Annotated in this window: 8 protein-coding genes; 5 read left to right on the top strand and 3 right to left on the bottom strand. The window is 35.6% G+C overall.

Annotated elements, in window-relative coordinates:
* Positions 1-15: 15 nt before the first annotated feature.
* The 5 genes from BM246_RS00750 (at position 16) to BM246_RS00730 (ending at position 12,093) form a co-directional block, all read left to right on the top strand.
* Complete coding sequence (locus tag BM246_RS00750; RefSeq protein ID WP_074935394.1) at positions 16-2,499, top strand: glycoside hydrolase family 2 TIM barrel-domain containing protein; 2,484 nt, start codon at positions 16-18, stop codon at positions 2,497-2,499.
* Positions 2,500-2,514: 15 nt separating this feature from the next.
* Positions 2,515-4,920: a glycoside hydrolase family 95 protein gene (locus tag BM246_RS00745; RefSeq protein ID WP_083415654.1), complete on the top strand. Its 2,406-nt coding sequence runs from the start codon at positions 2,515-2,517 to the stop codon at positions 4,918-4,920.
* Positions 4,921-4,926: 6 nt separating this feature from the next.
* Complete coding sequence (locus tag BM246_RS00740; protein WP_074935393.1) at positions 4,927-7,347, top strand: glycoside hydrolase family 95 protein; 2,421 nt, start codon at positions 4,927-4,929, stop codon at positions 7,345-7,347.
* 143 nt (positions 7,348-7,490) lie between these two features.
* Positions 7,491-9,653 carry a beta-xylosidase gene (locus BM246_RS00735; protein ID WP_074935392.1) on the top strand — a complete coding sequence of 721 codons (2,163 nt, stop codon included), beginning with the start codon at positions 7,491-7,493 and terminating at the stop codon, positions 9,651-9,653.
* A 268-nt stretch (positions 9,654-9,921) separates the two neighbouring features.
* Positions 9,922-12,093 (top strand): T9SS type A sorting domain-containing protein, encoded by a 2,172-nt coding sequence (locus BM246_RS00730; RefSeq protein WP_074935391.1) that lies wholly within the window; start codon positions 9,922-9,924, stop codon positions 12,091-12,093.
* A 245-nt stretch (positions 12,094-12,338) separates the two neighbouring features.
* Here BM246_RS00730 and BM246_RS00725 read toward each other — a convergent pair whose 3' ends face one another.
* The 3 genes from BM246_RS00725 to BM246_RS00715 all read right to left on the bottom strand — a co-directional run bounded on the left by BM246_RS00725 (position 12,339) and on the right by BM246_RS00715 (position 17,337).
* Entirely contained in the window at positions 12,339-13,847 is a 1,509-nt protein-coding gene (locus BM246_RS00725; RefSeq protein ID WP_139221814.1) for an alkaline phosphatase D family protein, read from the bottom strand.
* 75 nt (positions 13,848-13,922) lie between these two features.
* Positions 13,923-15,446: a sulfatase family protein gene (locus tag BM246_RS00720; RefSeq protein WP_074935390.1), complete on the bottom strand. Its 1,524-nt coding sequence runs from the start codon at positions 15,444-15,446 to the stop codon at positions 13,923-13,925.
* 175 nt (positions 15,447-15,621) lie between these two features.
* Entirely contained in the window at positions 15,622-17,337 is a 1,716-nt protein-coding gene (locus BM246_RS00715; RefSeq protein WP_074935389.1) for a hypothetical protein, read from the bottom strand.
* Positions 17,338-17,400 lie beyond the last annotated feature (63 nt).

The raw sequence follows: 17,400 nt of genomic DNA, 5'->3' as shown, positions 1-17,400 counted from the left end.
GCAAAGATTAAAAAAATGAAAAAATTACTACTATTGACCATGTTGTTAGCGGGTACGCTTAGCATAGTAAGTTGCAATCAAAATGAAACTTCCAAAGGTGTACCCAGAGAGAAAATTAATTTTGATTTCGATTGGAAGTTTTCCAAAGGAGATTTTCCTGCGGCAGCTAAAAATGAATTTGATGATGCGTCATGGGAGCAAATTAATGTGCCACATGATTGGAGTATTAAAGGCCCGTTTTTAAAAACAAATCCAGCAGGTAATGTGGGAGCTTATGCGCCAGGCGGTATTGGTTGGTATAGAAAATCGTTTACATTAGATAAAGCAGATGCAAATTCAAAAGTGAGTGTTGAATTTGGAGGTGTTTACATGAAGAGTGAAATGTGGATTAATGGACATTATTTAGGGATTCGTCCTTATGGTTACATCAGTTTTAATTACGATTTAACACCGTATTTAAATTTTCAAGGTAAAAACACTATTGCTGTTCGTGTTAATAATTCTAAAGAACCAAGTGCACGTTGGTTTACAGGCTCTGGTATTTACAGGCATGTTTGGTTAGTTAAAACAAAGAAATTACATATTGACCGCTACGGTGTTTATGTGACTACAAAATCGCTTAAAAGTAACGAAGCCGAAATTGAGGTGAAAACGTCAATTAAAAATGAAGAATTAGAGTCTAAAGATTATGTTTTAGTTAATGAAATTTATTCTTCAGAAAATGTACTTCTATCAACACAAGAAACAACTGCTACATTAGATAGTAATAAAGGAGAAGATATTGTTCAGAATATTACAGTAAGTAATCCAGAATTATGGTCTCCTGAAACACCTTATTTATATACGGTAAAAACAAAAGTAATGTCGGGTAATGAGCTTGTCGATGTTGTTGAAACCAATATGGGAATTCGTGATTTTAGCTTTTCTGCTGATAATGGTTTTACATTAAACGGGAAAAATATTAAGTTAAAAGGCGTAAATAATCATAGTGATTTAGGGGCTTTAGGGGCTGCTATTAATGATCGTGTTTTAGAGCGTCGATTAGAAATTTTAAAAGAAATGGGATGTAATGCCATCCGTACGGCTCACAATCCTCCAAGTGCTACATTGTTAGATTTATGTGATAAAATGGGCTTTATGGTTATGGATGAAGCTTTTGATGAGTGGATTGAATCTTGGCCTTTTGGAAATAAAGTTAAAGAAGGAAAAGCAAAATATGGTTACCATTTATATTTTGATGAATGGGCAGAAAAAGATCTTACAGAATTAATTCAAAGAGATAGAAATCACCCATCCATAATTCTTTGGAGTGTTGGTAACGAAATTCCAGATGCTTGTTTTGTAGAAGGTACCGAACGTCTTAAAAATTTAATGCGTATTGTAAAAGAAAATGATGATACTAGACCAATAACTTGTGGAATTACGCACATGCACTTAGCCAACGAAAGTGGTTTTGCTAGTCAATTAGATATTACCGGTTATAACGGCGGTGGCGGATCTGTTTTTATGTATGAAAAAGATCATGAAACTTATCCAGAACGTAAATTTGTTGCAACCGAAGTGCCACATACTTTTCAAACACGTGGTGAATATCAATCACAATCTTGGTACAGAGGTGCTAATCCTTTAGGAGGTATCATGAAAGTGCCAAACTATTCAGATGAAGAAGTTTTTGGAGATATCAGTAAATATTACAGCTCGTCTTATGATAATTCTATAGTGAGAATTAACGCTAGAGATTCTTGGAGAATGACTAGAGATTTCTCTTTTATGTCTGGTGAATTTAGATGGACCGGATTCGATTATCTTGGTGAATCTATGTTTGGATGGCCTGCAAAATTATTCAACTTCGGAGTTGTTGATATGTGCGGTTTTCCTAAGGATACTTACTATTTTTATCAAAGTCAATGGGTAGAAGAACCAATGGTTCATATTCTGCCACATTGGAACTGGAAAGGTAAAGAAGGTGTTAAAATACCTGTAGTTGCTTATTCTAATTGCGATAGTGTAGAGCTGTTTTTAAATGGCAAATCTTTAGGTGTAAAAAGCATGAAAGATACTATGGATGTTGTATGGCAAGTGCCTTATGAGGCTGGCGTACTAGAGGCTAAAGGTATTAATAACGGAAAAGTAGTTTCAAATAAAGTTATTGAAACAGCAGGTGATGCTAATAAAATTGAATTGTTGGCAGATCGCGATGTTATAAACACAGGAGGTACAGATGTGGTACATATTGAGGTGAATATTTTAGATGCAGAAGGACGTTTTGTTCCAAAAGCGTTAAACGATATCACGTTTAATGTTGAAGGTGAAGCTACTATTTTAGCAGTTGATAATGGAGATCCAAAAAGTGAAGAGTCTTTCGTTGGAAATAAAAGATCTGCTTTTAACGGGAAGTGTTTAGTCATTTTAAAAACAACTAAAAAAGCAGGAGATATTAAGTTAACTGCAACTTCAAAAGGATTAGAAGGCGCAACAATTCAAGTGAGTTCAAAATAAATTTGATTTTAAGTTATGATATATAAACAAAGGAATATAAATTTAAGTAAAGCCATACTTGTTTGTTTGGGATTACTTGTTTTTTCGCCTCAAGCTATTTTTGGACAATCAACGTCTATTAATTCGCAAAGTGAGTTTCAAAATAAATTATGGTACACATCGCCTGCTAAAGAGTGGATGGAAGCATTACCTGTTGGAAACGGCAGGTTAGGCGCTATGGTTTATGGCGGTGTGGAGAAGGAGCAAATTCAATTGAATGAAGAGTCGGTTTGGGCCGGCCCACCAATTCCAACAGGGAAACCTGGAGCATGGACTTCTATTGATGAGGCTAGACAGCTTATTTTTGATGGTGAATATGCTAAGGCGAATTCATTGGTTCAGGATAATGTTTTGGATAGACGTATTGCGCCAAGAAGTTATCAAACACTGGGGGAACTTAATCTTGAGTTTAATCTAGAAGGGGCGTCTCAAAATTATAAAAGAGAACTTAATTTAGATCATGCTATTGCAAAAACAACTTTTACGGCAAACGGTGTAAACTATGTGAGAGAAGTTTTTTCAACGCCAATAGATCAAGTTATTGTCGTGTTGCTGACAGCCGATAAACCGAATTCTATTTCTTTAGATTTAAGCTTAGATAGACCTGCAGATTTTGAAGTGGCTAGTTTAGGTAAAAACAAAATTAAAATGTGGGGGCAAGCCAGCCATAAAGGAAAACACCTAGGGGTTAAGTACGAAACCCAAGTGATGGCGGTTCCAAAAGGCGGAAAATTAACATCAGCAAATGGTGTTATTTCAATTGAAAAAGCAACGTCTGTAAAACTTTTAGTTTCAGCAGTAACCGATTATAATCGTAACGATCCTTTTTCGCCTTTAACGCATAATTTAGGAAGTGAAAATGCTAAAGATCTTAAAGCGGCAAATAAAAAATCGATAAAGAAATTAGTGTCGGATCATATTGCTGAATATCAAAGACTTTTTAATAGAGTGTCAATTGAATTAGGGAATTCTGAGTTAGATAAATTACCAACAAATGAGCGTTTAGAAGCTGTTAAAAAAGGTGCTGACGATCCTGGATTATTCGAAATCTATTTTCAATATGGTCGTTATTTATTAATATCGTCATCTAGAGAAGGCTCGCTACCTGCAAATTTACAAGGTATTTGGAATAATCATTTAATTGCACCTTGGAATGGAGATTACCATACCAATATTAATATGCAAATGAATTACTGGCCAGCAGAAATAACAAACCTTTCTGAATGTCATGAACCATTTTTTAGCTTTATAGAGTCCTTAGTACCTTCTGGTCAAAAAACAGCAAAAGAAATTTATAATAATGATGGTTTTGTGGTGCACCATACTACAGATGTTTGGCATTGGACTGTGCCAATTGGGCGAGTTGGTTATGGCATGTGGCCTATGGGCGGTGCTTGGGCAACTGGGCATTTTATGGAGCATTACAAATACACGGGTGATAAACAATTTTTAGCCGATCGTGCTTATCCAATTATTAAAGAGTCTTGTAAATTTCTTTTAGATTGGTTAACTATCGATCCAAGATCGGGTAAATTAGTTTCAGGGCCTTCAACATCACCAGAAAATAAGTTTTATCCTCCTAATAATACAGATGGTAAACATGTGAATTTAGGAATGGGGAATGCTATGGATCAAGAGATTATTTACGAAAGTTTTACAAACCTTTTAGATGCAGCCAAAGATCTTGGAATAGAGGATGATTTTACGAAAAAAGTAGAAGTGGCATTAGGAAACTTAGCCTTACCGAAAATTGGTTCGGATGGTCGATTAATGGAATGGTCTCAAGAATTTGAGGAGGTCGATGCTGGTCACAGACACTTAAGTCATTTATATGGTTTGTATCCAGGAAATCAATTTAATAAAAAAGACACACCGTATTATATCGATGCTATTTACAGAAGTATCAATCATAGATTGGCAAACGGTGGTGGACATACAGGATGGAGTAGAGCGTGGATTATTAATTTTTATGCACGTTTATGGGATGCCGATAAAGCATACGAAAATGTAAAGGCATTGTTGCAAAAATCAACGGCTGAAAACTTATTCGATTATCACCCACCTTTTCAAATTGATGGAAACTTTGGAGGAACGGCAGGTATAGCAGAAATGTTATTGCAGAGTCATACAAAAACCGACGAAGGTCATGTGATTTTAAATTTACTTCCGGCCTTGCCATCGGCATGGAAATCTGGGAATATTACTGGGTTAATTGCTAGAAGTGGTTTTCAAGTTGATTTAGATTGGGAGAACGGGATGTTAAAATCTACGACTATTTTCTCTAAAAATGGCGGACATTGCAAAGTGCAACTTGGAGACATGGCTGTCGATTTAGTTTTAGCAGCAGGTGAAACACATGTTTTAAATAATACATTAAAATAATTATAAATGAAATTTTTAAAACTATTTATTATAACAGCGGTTTTGTCGCAGGTTGTTTTGGGATGTAAAAGTGAATCCATCTCTGAAAAATCTACAAGTGCTGTTAATACAATATGGTACGATTCTCCCGCTAAAATTTGGACGGATGCTTTTCCTATTGGTAACGGAAAACTTGCAGCCATGTCTTTTGGAGGTACCGATGTTGCGCGGTTTCAGTTAAATGAAGAAAGTTTGTGGGCAGGTGTTCCTGAAAATCCATATGCTGAAGGTTTTCGTGAAAAACTAACCACGGTTCAGAATTTAATTTTGGAAGGTAAAAGTATGGAAGCTAACGATTACGGTTTGGAATATTTAACCGCTGGACCTGCTTCCTTTAGGTCTTATGAACCTTTGGGTGATTTGTTAATTGACTTCGGAAGTAAAGAAGACGTGGCTAATTATAGAAGGGAATTGGATATGTCTACTGGCTTATCTAAAGTTACCTATGAAATTAATGGATCTACCATAACTCAAGAATCTTTTATTTCAGCAATCGATAATGTATTGTGCATTCGTATTTCAACAAATGGGGATAAAAAATTAAACTGTAGTATTGGGTTAGAGCGTCCAAAAGATGTTAAAATTTCTGCTACAGCAGATGGATTTATTCATATGGATGGTCAAATTGTTGATGTGGAATACCCTGATGCAAAAGATGAGAATGCAGGTGGTTCTGGTAAAGGTGGTGCTCACATGAGTTTTGCGGCACGACTTTCTACAGCTATTGAAGGTGGTACTATTACTGCCGAAAATGATAAGTTAAAAGTAAGCGGTGCTAATGAAATTGTTTTAAAATATACAGCAGCAACCGATTATAATTTAGAAATATTAAATTTTGACCCAAGTATAAATCCGAAAGAGAAGGCTGAAAACGTTTTAGCTACTGCTTTAAGTAAAACCTGGGATGAAATAAAAGGAGCGCATACTAAAGAACATGCAGCGATGTTTAATAGAGTTAGCCTAGAACTGGGAGACTCAGCCTTAGATTCTTTATCTATGGATGTTCGTTTAAAAGCTTACAAAGCAAACCCTAACGATGCGGGATTAGAAGCGCATTTGTTTCAGTTTGGTAGGTATTTATTAATGGGAAGTTCGCGTTCAAACTCTGTACTTCCTGCAAATTTACAAGGAAAATGGAGTGAGCGTATGTGGGCGCCATGGGAAGCAGATTATCATTTAAATGTGAATTTGCAAATGAATTATTGGTCGGCAGATGTGGCTAATGTTTCAGAAACTATGGATCCATTAATTTCATGGTTTAAAAAAATTACTGAAGCAAGTAGGCCTTATGCTAAATCCATGTATGGCTCTAATGGGTGGTTTTCTCATCATGCTTCAAATCCGTTTGGGCGGGTAACGCCTTCGGCTTCCACCTTGTCATCTCAATTTAATAATGGCGTTTTAGATGCTTTGCCAGGCGCATGGATGGTGATGAATTTATGGGATCATTATGAATATACACAAGATGAGGTTTTCTTAAAAGAAGAATTATACCCCATGTTATCTGGAGCTAGTGAGTTTATTTTAGACGTTATGGTTCAGGATAAAAATGGCGTACTTCATTTTTTACCATCATCTTCACCCGAAAATCAATATTTAGACTTGGAGTCTAATAAAATGCTTCGTATTACTTCAACGTCAACCTATCATTTATCTATTATAAAAGCTGTTTTTAAAGCCACTCAAGAAGCTGCAGCTATTATGAAGATAGATGATGCTATCCAAAAGCGTATTGTTGAAGCTCAAAAAGCATTACCTGATTTTCCTGTTTCTAAAAAAAATGGAAGAATGATGGAGTGGAGAGAAGATTTAAAAGAGAAAGAACCAGGTCATAGACACCTTTCTCATATGCTAGGTGTACACCCATTCTCTTTAATAACAGAGGAAACACCAGAATTATTTGAAGCTGTAAGAAAGAGTTTAGAGTGGAGAGAAAAGAACGGACAAGGTGGTATGGGCTGGGCTTATGCGCACGGTTTGTTAATGCATGCTAGATTATTAGAAGGGGAGAAAGCACATAAAAACTTAGTGACTTTATTGAGTAGAGGTCGTAAAAATAGTTTAATGAATACCATTGGACCGTTCCAAATAGATGGTAATTTAGGCGCAACGGCTGGGGTTTCAGAAATGTTAATTCAGAGTCATTTAAAAGATGATAAAGGGAATTTTATTCTTCATCTGTTACCTGCAATTCCTAAGCAATGGTCTCAAGGAAAAGTTACCGGTTTACATGCTAGAGGTAATTTTGAATTGGATATGGATTGGAGTAAAGAGAAGCTAGTGGTTAATATCAGTTCGGAAAAAGGAGGTTCTTGTAAAGTGAGAGCGTTAGGCCAGATTACGGATGTGGTCTTAAAGCCTGGAGAACAAAGAGAATTAATTTTTTAGATGAAAGTCAATAAATTAATTTTATAATATAATTTAAAAGAGGCAGTGCTACTGAAGGGTTAAACCTCATAGTTTGCCTCTTTTTTTTGTTAATAGTATGGAACGCATTGTAAGTTTAATTAAATAAATTAGTACAACAATAAATGAAAAAAACACTAAATATTGGAGTAACTCTATTTGTTATAATGAGTTGCTTTTCCGTCAGGTCGATTGCACAAAATAATAAGCAAGCGGACTCGAATATTTCAGAAAAAGTAGAGCGGCTGGTTGGTAAAATGACCTTGGATGAAAAAATAGCAGAACTCACTCAAGATGCTCCTGCTAACGATAGGTTAGGGATTCCTTTTATGAAATTTGGTGAAGGTTTACACGGATTGTGGGTTGATGGGGTTACGGTTTATCCACAAGCTTTAGCTTTAGGGTCTACATGGGAGCCGGAGCTTGTTAAAAAAATGGCTGAGCAAACGGCATTAGAAGCCCGTGCTTTAAATATTACTCATATTTATTCTCCTAATTTAGATGTGATTTCTGGAGATGCTAGATACGGTAGAGTAGAGGAATCTTATGGTGAAGATCCTTATTTGGTTTCTAGAATGGGTGTTGCTTTTATACAAGGTATGCAAGGTATGGGAAATGAGCGTTTCGATAAAAACCATGTGATGTCTACCGCAAAGCATTATGTGGGTTATCCAGAAAACCGACGTGGTATTAACGGTGGGTTTAGCGATATGTCGGAGCGCAGATTGCGCGAGGTTTTCCTTCCGCCTTTTGAGGCTGCTGTAAAAGAAGCGCAGATAGGAAGTATTATGCCGGGGCATCAGGATTTTAATGGTGTACCATGCCATATGAATTCTTGGTTATTGAATGATGTTTTAAGAGATGAATTAGGTTTTGATGGTTTTGTAGTTTCCGATAATAATGATGTTAGTCGTTTGCAAACCATGCATTTTATTCCAGAAACAAGAGTAGAAGCAGCTTTGTTAGCTTTAAAAGCTGGGGTGGATATGGATTTAGCCTTAGGTAAGATTCGAGAGCAATTAAGTTATCATTCTACCATTTTAAAAGATACGTTGACAAAAAATCCTGCGCTTGTAAAATATGTTGATACGGCGGTATCACGCGTTTTAGCAGCAAAATATAAATTAGGTTTATTCGATTCGGAACCTAAGGCTGTAAAAAAAGATACTATTGTAAGTAAAAAAGAACATCAAGATTATGCTTATGAAATGGCTAAAAAAGCTATTGTTTTATTAAAAAATGATAATAACTTACTGCCGCTTGATCTTAAAAATATTAAGTCGTTGGCCGTTATTGGGCCAAATGCTACCGAAAAACGACCTGTAGAATATAGTAGTTATGCTTTATTGGGCGGGTATTCTGGACTGCCACCATATTATGTTTCAGTTTTGGATGGTCTTAAAGCTAAAACGAAAGGTAATATTGAAATTAACTATGCTCAAGGTTGTGACTTAACTGGAGATTCTAAAGCAGGATTTTCCGAAGCTATTGATGCGGCTAACAATTCAGATGCTGTTGTGCTTGTTGTTGGTGGTTCTCGTAGAACTGGTGGTGAAGGTGTAGATCGTTCAGGTCTTGATTTATTAGGTGTTCAAAATGAATTGGTAGAGGCTATTCAGAAAACAGGAAAGCCGGTTATTGTGGTTCTAATAAATGGGCGTCCATTATCTATAAATTATATAGCTGAAAATATTCCTGCGGTATTAGAAACGTGGTATTTGGGTATGCGATCTGGGGATGCTATTGCGGATGCTATTTTTGGAGATGTTAATCCTGGTGGGAAATTAACCGTATCATTTCCGCGTTCTGTGGGGCAAATTCCTGTAACCTATTTAGAGCGTCCAGATTTTGTGGGTTCGGGTAAAGGGCGTTATAAATACACCGATAAATCACCTTTATATCCTTTTGGATTTGGTTTAAGTTATACAACATTTCAGTACTCTGAATTAAAATTAGAAGACCTTAGTATTGCTCCAGATGGATCTACTACGGTTTCAGTAAATGTCACAAATACGGGTGATAAATTTGGAGATGAGGTGGTTCAACTGTATGTTCGTGATGATTATGCTTCTGTTGGACGTTACTTGAAAATGTTAAAAGGCTTTAAACGTATTAGTCTAAAGCCTAATGAAACAAAAACAGTAAGCTTTAAACTCGGTTTTGATGAGTTAAATATTTTAAATCAACGCATGAAAAAGGTGGTTGAACCTGGTACGTTTACTATTTCTGTTGGAGCATCTTCATTAGAAAAAGATTTAAAGAAAATTAAACTTACTGTTAGAATATAATAAGTTAACTTTATTAATATTTAATTGAAAAAGCGGATAAAATAAGGTATGAACATAACTTGCTGTCTTATTTTGTTTAACCTAAGGAACTTACTAATACCCTGAGAAAATCATACTCGTGACCATTTTATTATTTAAGGTTTAAAAAGGTTTATTATCAATTAACTTTATAAGAGGACTGAAATAGTATCTAGTTTTGATAAAATAGAGGTGATATCTTACCTGTTAAAGTGTTAGTTTTATAAAAAATATCGAAAATTAACAAAAAATGAAAAACAAAACTATTTTATTAATAACACTTTTATACGGTGTTTTTATCTACGGTCAAGATGTTGTATGCGGAACGATATTTAATGAAACTTTTGATGTTGATGGCGCTATAGCTAGTCATTGGGAAGAGTATAACACGTCTGGGAGAGTCACTGTAGAAGGTGGCAGGCTAAAGTTTAACCATAATATAGAGATGCCTTCAGCATTCCGTAATTTTAGTCCTACATCTAGTAATTCTACTTTTTCTTTTGATGTATCTGCTACGCGGGCCTCTGTTAATTGTCAAGTACATTTAGTTTCATCTTCAGGTAAATATTTATCAAGTGTTGCCTTAGGTATTGGAACTGCTAATATTAAACATGCAACTTCAATGGAAGATGGAGTTCCTAGTGGTTTTGTAGCTAGTGACCCTGCGGTAGGTTTTCCATCAAACAAAAATTTTACAATTTCTACTAAAATTGACTTTGCATCAAAAAAAGTCGATTTTTATAGTAATGGAGAATTGATGACAGCTGATGTTCCTTTTTTAGAAGATGCTGAAGATATTTCTAAAATTGATATTCAGTTGCTTTTTATGTATAATAATAATGGTCAGTTCTATTTTGATAATATTTCTTTGTTTGACGGTGAAGAAAATCGTTTGCTTTTAATAAGTAATGTAGCCGCCGCAGAAAGTTTATTAAGTTCTGCATCTATCGGTACTATTTACAATCAATATACACAATCTGCTGTAGATGATTTTCAGTTGGCTGTTGATAATGCCAATCTAGTAGCTGCTAATTGTGATGCCGCTTCTAGTGTTATAGATACTGCTATTCTAGAGCTTCAAACAGCACAAGATATTTTTGCAACTACTAGGGTAAATGATCCTGTTCTTAAAATGTACAATGGGTATGGTTTTTCGGGTGCAGAGCACGACATTTATTGTGGCTACTATAATGGAGGATTAGGTGAATACGAGGATTGGGCTGTTTCATTTAAGTTAGAGCAAGGATATATGGCTACTTTTGCTCAAGATATTAATGGGTTAGGCTTTAGCAAAGTATATATTGCTCAGGATCATGCTTTAGAAATTAATTTGCCTGATGATTTGCAAGGTACTATTTCATTCATACGTGTGAGCCCTTGGTATCCTGTAGGTAAAAAAGGAAGCTTAGGAGATGTGAAATGGACGAGTCAAGATAATTATAACTCCACCTGGTATTATAATTGGGGCTTAGGAATGACTAATCAGAGTTCAGATGCGCAATTTGTTCCCATGGCTTGGAGTAAGGGAGATAATTATACATCGATCGAAAGTATGAAAACGGTTGGAGAGAATATGACTAGGAATCATATCATGGCATTTAATGAACCAGATAACTCAGGACAATCAAATTTAACGGTAGAACAAGCTTTAGAGGCTTATCCAAAACTATTGGCCTCTGGTCTTAGAATAGGTGCTCCTGGTGTTGAGAATATACAATATAGTACAACAAAAGATTTTTTTAATGACGGGGCTTGGATTCAAGAATTTATGGATTCTTGCGTAACACGTGGTTATCGTGTTGATTTTATTCCAGCTCATGACTATGTACGTCGTTCAAAGGCTTCATTTATAGAACGATTCAAAGCACTTCATGATCGATATAATCTTCCAATATGGGTGACAGAATATAACTATGGTAATCCAAACATGGGATCTGCTAATCTTACAGTAGAAAAGGGATATGCTAATATAAAAGGCTTGACAGAAGCTCTTGAAGAAACTGATTTTATAGAGCGTTATAATTGGTATTATTTCTTTGGTGCAAATTCTGGTATTGGAGGTGTGACAGGTGGAGAACTGAATATAACTGGAGAATTCTATCGAGATTTAGAATCACCAGCGCCCTCATACATTCAAGAAGAATATAGACAAGTTACTTTAGGTGTACATGAGTTTGATGAAAATAATAATATATTAATTTATCCTAATCCAGCAACAACTACTTTTATTAATGTCGATTATGAACAACTCTCCCTATCAAATGATATGGTTATTAAAATATTTGATAGTTCAGGAAAAGAATTAATAAAAAGAAAAGGAGCGGTTAGGCAAATAGATATTTCTGGTCTGAGTAGTGGTTTATATCTGCTTGAGATAATTTCTGAAAATTTTAATGAAACAAAAAAAATTGTAATTAAATAAAGGTATGGCCGTGAACACTAATAATTGATAGTTTTTTGTAAAAAGAAGATATTTAAGGCTTGAACATTGTTGTTGTTGTAAGGTACAAGAAGATTATAAAGCGGATGGTATAGCAAGCCTTTGAAAAGGTAATTGGCATTGAGGTAAAAGTACTTTTAAGTCCATATAATTAGAGCGGGCATATGTAGTAGTTATTTTCTATTACATATATCCGCTCTTTTTTTTGTTAAAAATACTAAACAGAATTACTTCACGTCTTTCACAGCCAAATTAAGTTGGTTGCCGCTTTCGTCTATGGTTTCAAAACTAAGTTGTGCTGTTTTTTCGTTTTCGGGTGGGGCTATTTTAATCAATAGGAAACCTCCTGTTGGGTCTTCTTGTATGTAAGGCTGTTTTATTAGTCCTAAAGGGTCTGTAGAGCCTACATCACCCGGTTTTCTTCCTGGTCTGGAGTTTTGTCCGTTAATGGTTCCTGTACTAAATTCTTCAAAACCTGCTGGGTGAATGGAATGGTATTGCCAATGGCGATCTCCTGTAATAATATAAAAGTTTTTGTCAATATTATTTTTTTTCAACCAATGGAAAAAGGCATCGCGTTCTTGTTGGAAACCACCATAACTCACGTGATTATCGTGTTTAGAAGCATCATCTGGGCCAACCAAAGGCGAGGCAACAATAAACAGTTTAAACGTTGCTGTGCTTTCTAATAGCGATTGTTTAATCCACTTAAGTTGTGCTTTTCCCCAAATAGATTTATGCGGACCATCCGGAATTGTATTGGTATCTCTATAGTCTCTGCCTTCGGGCATCCATATTTGCAAATGTTTATTTATTTGTCTAGTACGGAAGGTTACCGGGTTTTCATCTTCCGGTGCGGCTACAGGTGTTTGTTCTAAAAAAGTGGCTCTCGCTAAGCTTGGTGATGGGGCTTTACCATTTTCTTCGTTGTCGCTATCGTTATACCTGTATTCATGATCGTCTTTCATGAAATAGACTGGTACTTCGTTTAGAAAATTATACATACGAGGCATAGCCATTTGGCGGTGCCATTTCGCTCGTAATTCGGTTTGTGTTTTTGCGATGCCTTTATTTGGATAGTCATAATATACGGTATCTCCGGTTTGGACCCAAAATACAGGTTTTGTTTTTTGCATGGCAGCCAATGCGGGAAATCCTAGTTTTCTGTCTTCACCTTGGGCGGCTCTACTTTTTTCTTTTGCTCTTAAGGCACCACCTCCAAGAAAAAACTTTCCTAAGTTCATACAAGAGGTTACAACAAAAGAAACTGGTTTTTCTGATTCTGGTGTTTGTAAGGTTGAAAATGAACTTGTAGGTCCGGTTTGCGTGTTTAATTCTGTAATACCGTAATGTACTCTTACATAATATTTGGTATCCGGATTAAGTTCGTCTATTTTAAATTTTACAACAAAATCGTTGTTTGCTTTGGCGCTAATCCAAGGTGATGTGTGTGCTTTTCTGAATTTAGGGTTGTCTGCAATTTCAAATTGAGCAACGCCAGAAGTACCATCAATATCATAATCTAATAAAGCTTCAGCAGTGCTAAAACCAGTTTCGGGCATGCTGTTTTTCTTGGTAAGTCGGGTTTGTAAAATAGCAGAAGATTGACTGACTTCCCCAATCATTTGTGGAAAGCTATACATGGAAGGTGTTTTACCTAGATACTCCCAAGACGGGGTAAGCGGAAGAACTGTGGCTCCAGCTCCTGATAGTTTTATAAATTGTCTGCGTTTCATTTGTATGTGTTTATTTTGACCAATTGGAACCTTTGTTTCTAATTTCAATGGATATCTCGGTCGTTCTTGTTTTTATTAATTTAAATAGCCTTTATCCATTTCTAGCTTTAGGTAAGCTTTCATGTTCCTGATTTTTTCAGGATATTTTTCAAATAAATTGACACATTGTTCAGGATCTTTTTCTAAATCAAAAAGTAAACCTTCTGTTGAAAAATCGTTGTATCCACTCAGTTTTTTAAAGGATTCGGGCATTCTTGAAACAGAGCCCGTTACTTTATTTATATATAACCAATTATCTTTTCGTACAGCATATCCTCCTGCATTGGTATTATGTATGGTTGCTGTTCTTTGGTTGTTTTTGTTCGTGTTACCAGTAATTATAGATAAAAAACTTTGGCTATCGATAGCACCTGTTTCGGGGATTTTAGTTTCAGTAATTTCTAAAAGAGTAGCCATTATATCGACCTGAGATATTAGATTATCGGAAACTGTTCCTGCTTTAATATGGTTTGGCCATTTAATAACAAACGGAATGTGGTGCCCGCCTTCCCAAAGATCTCGTTTTAAACCTCTAAAATCACCCATACTGTAATGGTCGAATTTTTCTGCTCTTTCGAAAGCAATTTTTTCGGGGCCATTATCTGAACTAAAAATAACGATGGTGTTTTCTTCCAAGCCATTTTTTTTAAGTGCTTTTAAAACTTGTCCGGCAATCCAATCGGTTTGAACCATAAAATCGCCATATGCACCTGCTTTTGATGTGCCGTCGAATTCATCATTTGGGATAATAGGAGCATGAGGCGATGGTAAGGCTAAATATAAAAAGAACGGTTTATCCTTTGTTTGATTATCAATCCATGATATTGTTTTTTTTGTTAATGTAGGTAGTACGGTGTAGGGATCCCAACCTGCTACTTTAGGGCCTGGACGCGAATCCCAATCCATTTCTTTTACGTCTCTTTCAAATTGATTGAATTCGAAAAATTCATTTGGAATATCTACAAATTTATCATTTTCAACCCATGCGTATGGTGGGAAATTAATAGTGCCATCTCCAAAATAATAATCAAATCCACGATCTAGAGGGCCTCCTCTTAGTGGTGCTTCCCAATCGATATCTTCAACTAAATAAGTTTTGTGGGATCTGCCCCAATACGTGCGTTCACCTGTGGGTTCTTTATTAATAAAATTCCAATGCCAACCTAAATGCCATTTTCCAATAGCTGCAGTTTTATAACCTTCTGTTTTTAAAAGTTGCGGAAGTGTAACATCTGTATCTTTAAAAAGTGGTTCTCCAAAAGACTTAACTATACCATGGGTTCTTCGCCAGTGATATTGCCCCGTTAATAGAGCAAAACGGCTTGGGGAACAAATTGCAGATGAGCTATGAGCGTCTGTAAAGCGCATGCCTTCGGAAGTTAATTGGTCTAAAAATGGAGTAGGTATTTTAGAATTTGGGTTTTGACAATTTAAATCACCAAACCCCATGTCGTCTGCATAAATGATGACAATATTAGGCTGTGATGCATTTTGTGCATAAGTGCAATAATATAAACATGATACTAAGATCAAAAAGAGATACGAGGTTTTGTTTTTCATTGCTTTATAATTTGTTATATACTTTTGTTGATTATAGATTTGGTTGTTATATATATTCTAAAATCAAAACCGTGGAAAAGTAAATATTAAAATGAATTCATATTTAAATCCATCATTTAGGTTCCTTTAATTAAGCATGTTTTTTCTGCTTTATTTTTAAGTCGTGATAAGTTTTTTATATCCTATTTATCTGTGGGAAATTAGGTAACTTTTCTGTAGATAACTGTTGGTGTACACAAATAGGTACATATCCTGCTTCTAACCCTTTAGGTGGTGTAACTAATAAGTTGGTGTCTAAGGAGATTTTCTCTTGTTTAGGATCTGGGAAATATTGGTCGTCTTTATGCCAATTTTTATGAATAAGTTCTACTCTTTTTTGAATAAGTTCTCGTTCTGCTTCATCCATGTCAGAATTTAAAATAGATGGCTGTTCATTAAATTTATACCAGTAATAAACAGTAGTACTTCGATCATCTAATATCGCATAATATGGTCCTGCTATAGGACCTGGTTTTGTCCAAACATCTACAATCTTATCACTATATGCGTAGTCAGGAAGCAATGGTGTATAAATAGTATCTCGATTATAGTCATCAAATTCCCAATCGTTCTCATAATCTGTTCGAGAGTTTATTTTCTTTAAACCACTTTCATCAGGCACTTTGGTTTCAGGAATTGCTATAGGAGATTTACTTCCTTTTGGTAACATATAATATTCCGGTAGCTTAACAAGGTTGCGTCCTTCTACTTTTTCAATTAATTCCCCTTTCCATTTGAATGCGGCTGCATAAGTATCGTTAGGGTCGCTTACCCTAGAAACAAAGTTGGATGTAGTGATGTTTTTTGTTTTGTCTAACCGATAGGATGCCTTAATATTTGTATTAGTTCTAATATGAATTTCGCCTTTACGGGCATTGAAATTTGTTGTAGCAACAGGCCCGCCATTAAACCAATCGTTTACTTCGTTCCACATAGTATTATCTAAATTCATTGGCATGGTTCCTATCCGTCCAATACCATCTGAGTCCATGGGCATGTATACAGGAGAAATTTTATAATACGTATCTCCATTAGAATCTATCCATTTTTTTGCAGGTAAATTATTTGTTTCTCTCTGAAAACGAGGTGATAGTTTCAAAAGGCTATTGTCGAATGTTTTTCCTGATATGTTTCCATGGGTTAAAGTTCGCTTAGACCAATGGTATGGGGTATGAAATGCAACAGGCCCACTAAAGTTTTTAGTATTAAAAAAAAGTGTCCAAGATTTATTTCCTGTTGGTTTGTTTTCTCCCGCTGTTGTGTTTTTCGGTTCAGTAAATGGAAGTGCATAATATCCATACCCAAACATTTTATTGTTTTCTCCTTCCATAAACCCAATGCCATCTAAAGGAAAAAGTAGAGCGTTGCTTATTGCTGCAGCTCCGTAACGCCCGGTATTTTCTTCCCAACGAAGTGTAGGGGTTTTTCTTGAATTTGTTAGACCAGGAGCGCCTTGAGCGGGGCCATTACTGAAAGCTCCAAAACCACCGGAAACTCCACCCATAGTAAATTTTTGTGGCGTTTTGTAATTGTGGAAGTTATTACGTGGTTTATAGCCGGCTCCTCCTTCTATAGAATGGTAACCATATTTATCTCTGCTGAAATCAGTAAGGTCGTATATTTTTGCAGGTCTGTACCAGGTATGCATCATGCCGCTTTGATAAAAGCTCCCAACCCAATTATCTGGTACGGTATTATGAATGTTAGTATAGTGTAATCCGCCATATATATGTGTTTCAGGAATATCATCAGAAAAAGCCATAAAGAGGTAAGGTTTGAAAGTGGCTTTCTCTAATTGGGCTGCAATAGGTAAACTGATTAAATAGAAAAACAATAAATAAAAGTATTTCATGATTAAAGTTTTAATTATGTTGAAAAAGAAGCTTAAAAAATTTTAATATTATTGATTTATGTA

It is taken from the genome of Algibacter lectus (assembly GCF_900112395.1).
GTDB classification, from domain to species: domain Bacteria; phylum Bacteroidota; class Bacteroidia; order Flavobacteriales; family Flavobacteriaceae; genus Algibacter; species Algibacter lectus.
Note: the sequence above shows the minus strand (reverse complement) of the source record. Positions and strands in the feature narration are given on the sequence as shown.

Bases quoted from the DNA above. Each gene is read 5' to 3' on its own strand.
- BM246_RS00725 (WP_139221814.1), bottom strand. From the start codon at position 13,847: ATGAAACGCAGACAATTTATAAAACTATCAGGAGCTGGAGCCACAGTT.
- BM246_RS00740 (WP_074935393.1), top strand. From the start codon at position 4,927: ATGAAATTTTTAAAACTATTTATTATAACAGCGGTTTTGTCGCAGGTT.
- BM246_RS00745 (WP_083415654.1), top strand. From the start codon at position 2,515: ATGATATATAAACAAAGGAATATAAATTTAAGTAAAGCCATACTTGTT.
- BM246_RS00730 (WP_074935391.1), top strand. From the start codon at position 9,922: ATGAAAAACAAAACTATTTTATTAATAACACTTTTATACGGTGTTTTT.
- BM246_RS00750 (WP_074935394.1), top strand. From the start codon at position 16: ATGAAAAAATTACTACTATTGACCATGTTGTTAGCGGGTACGCTTAGC.
- BM246_RS00735 (WP_074935392.1), top strand. From the start codon at position 7,491: ATGAAAAAAACACTAAATATTGGAGTAACTCTATTTGTTATAATGAGT.
- BM246_RS00715 (WP_074935389.1), bottom strand. From the start codon at position 17,337: ATGAAATACTTTTATTTATTGTTTTTCTATTTAATCAGTTTACCTATT.
- BM246_RS00720 (WP_074935390.1), bottom strand. From the start codon at position 15,446: ATGAAAAACAAAACCTCGTATCTCTTTTTGATCTTAGTATCATGTTTA.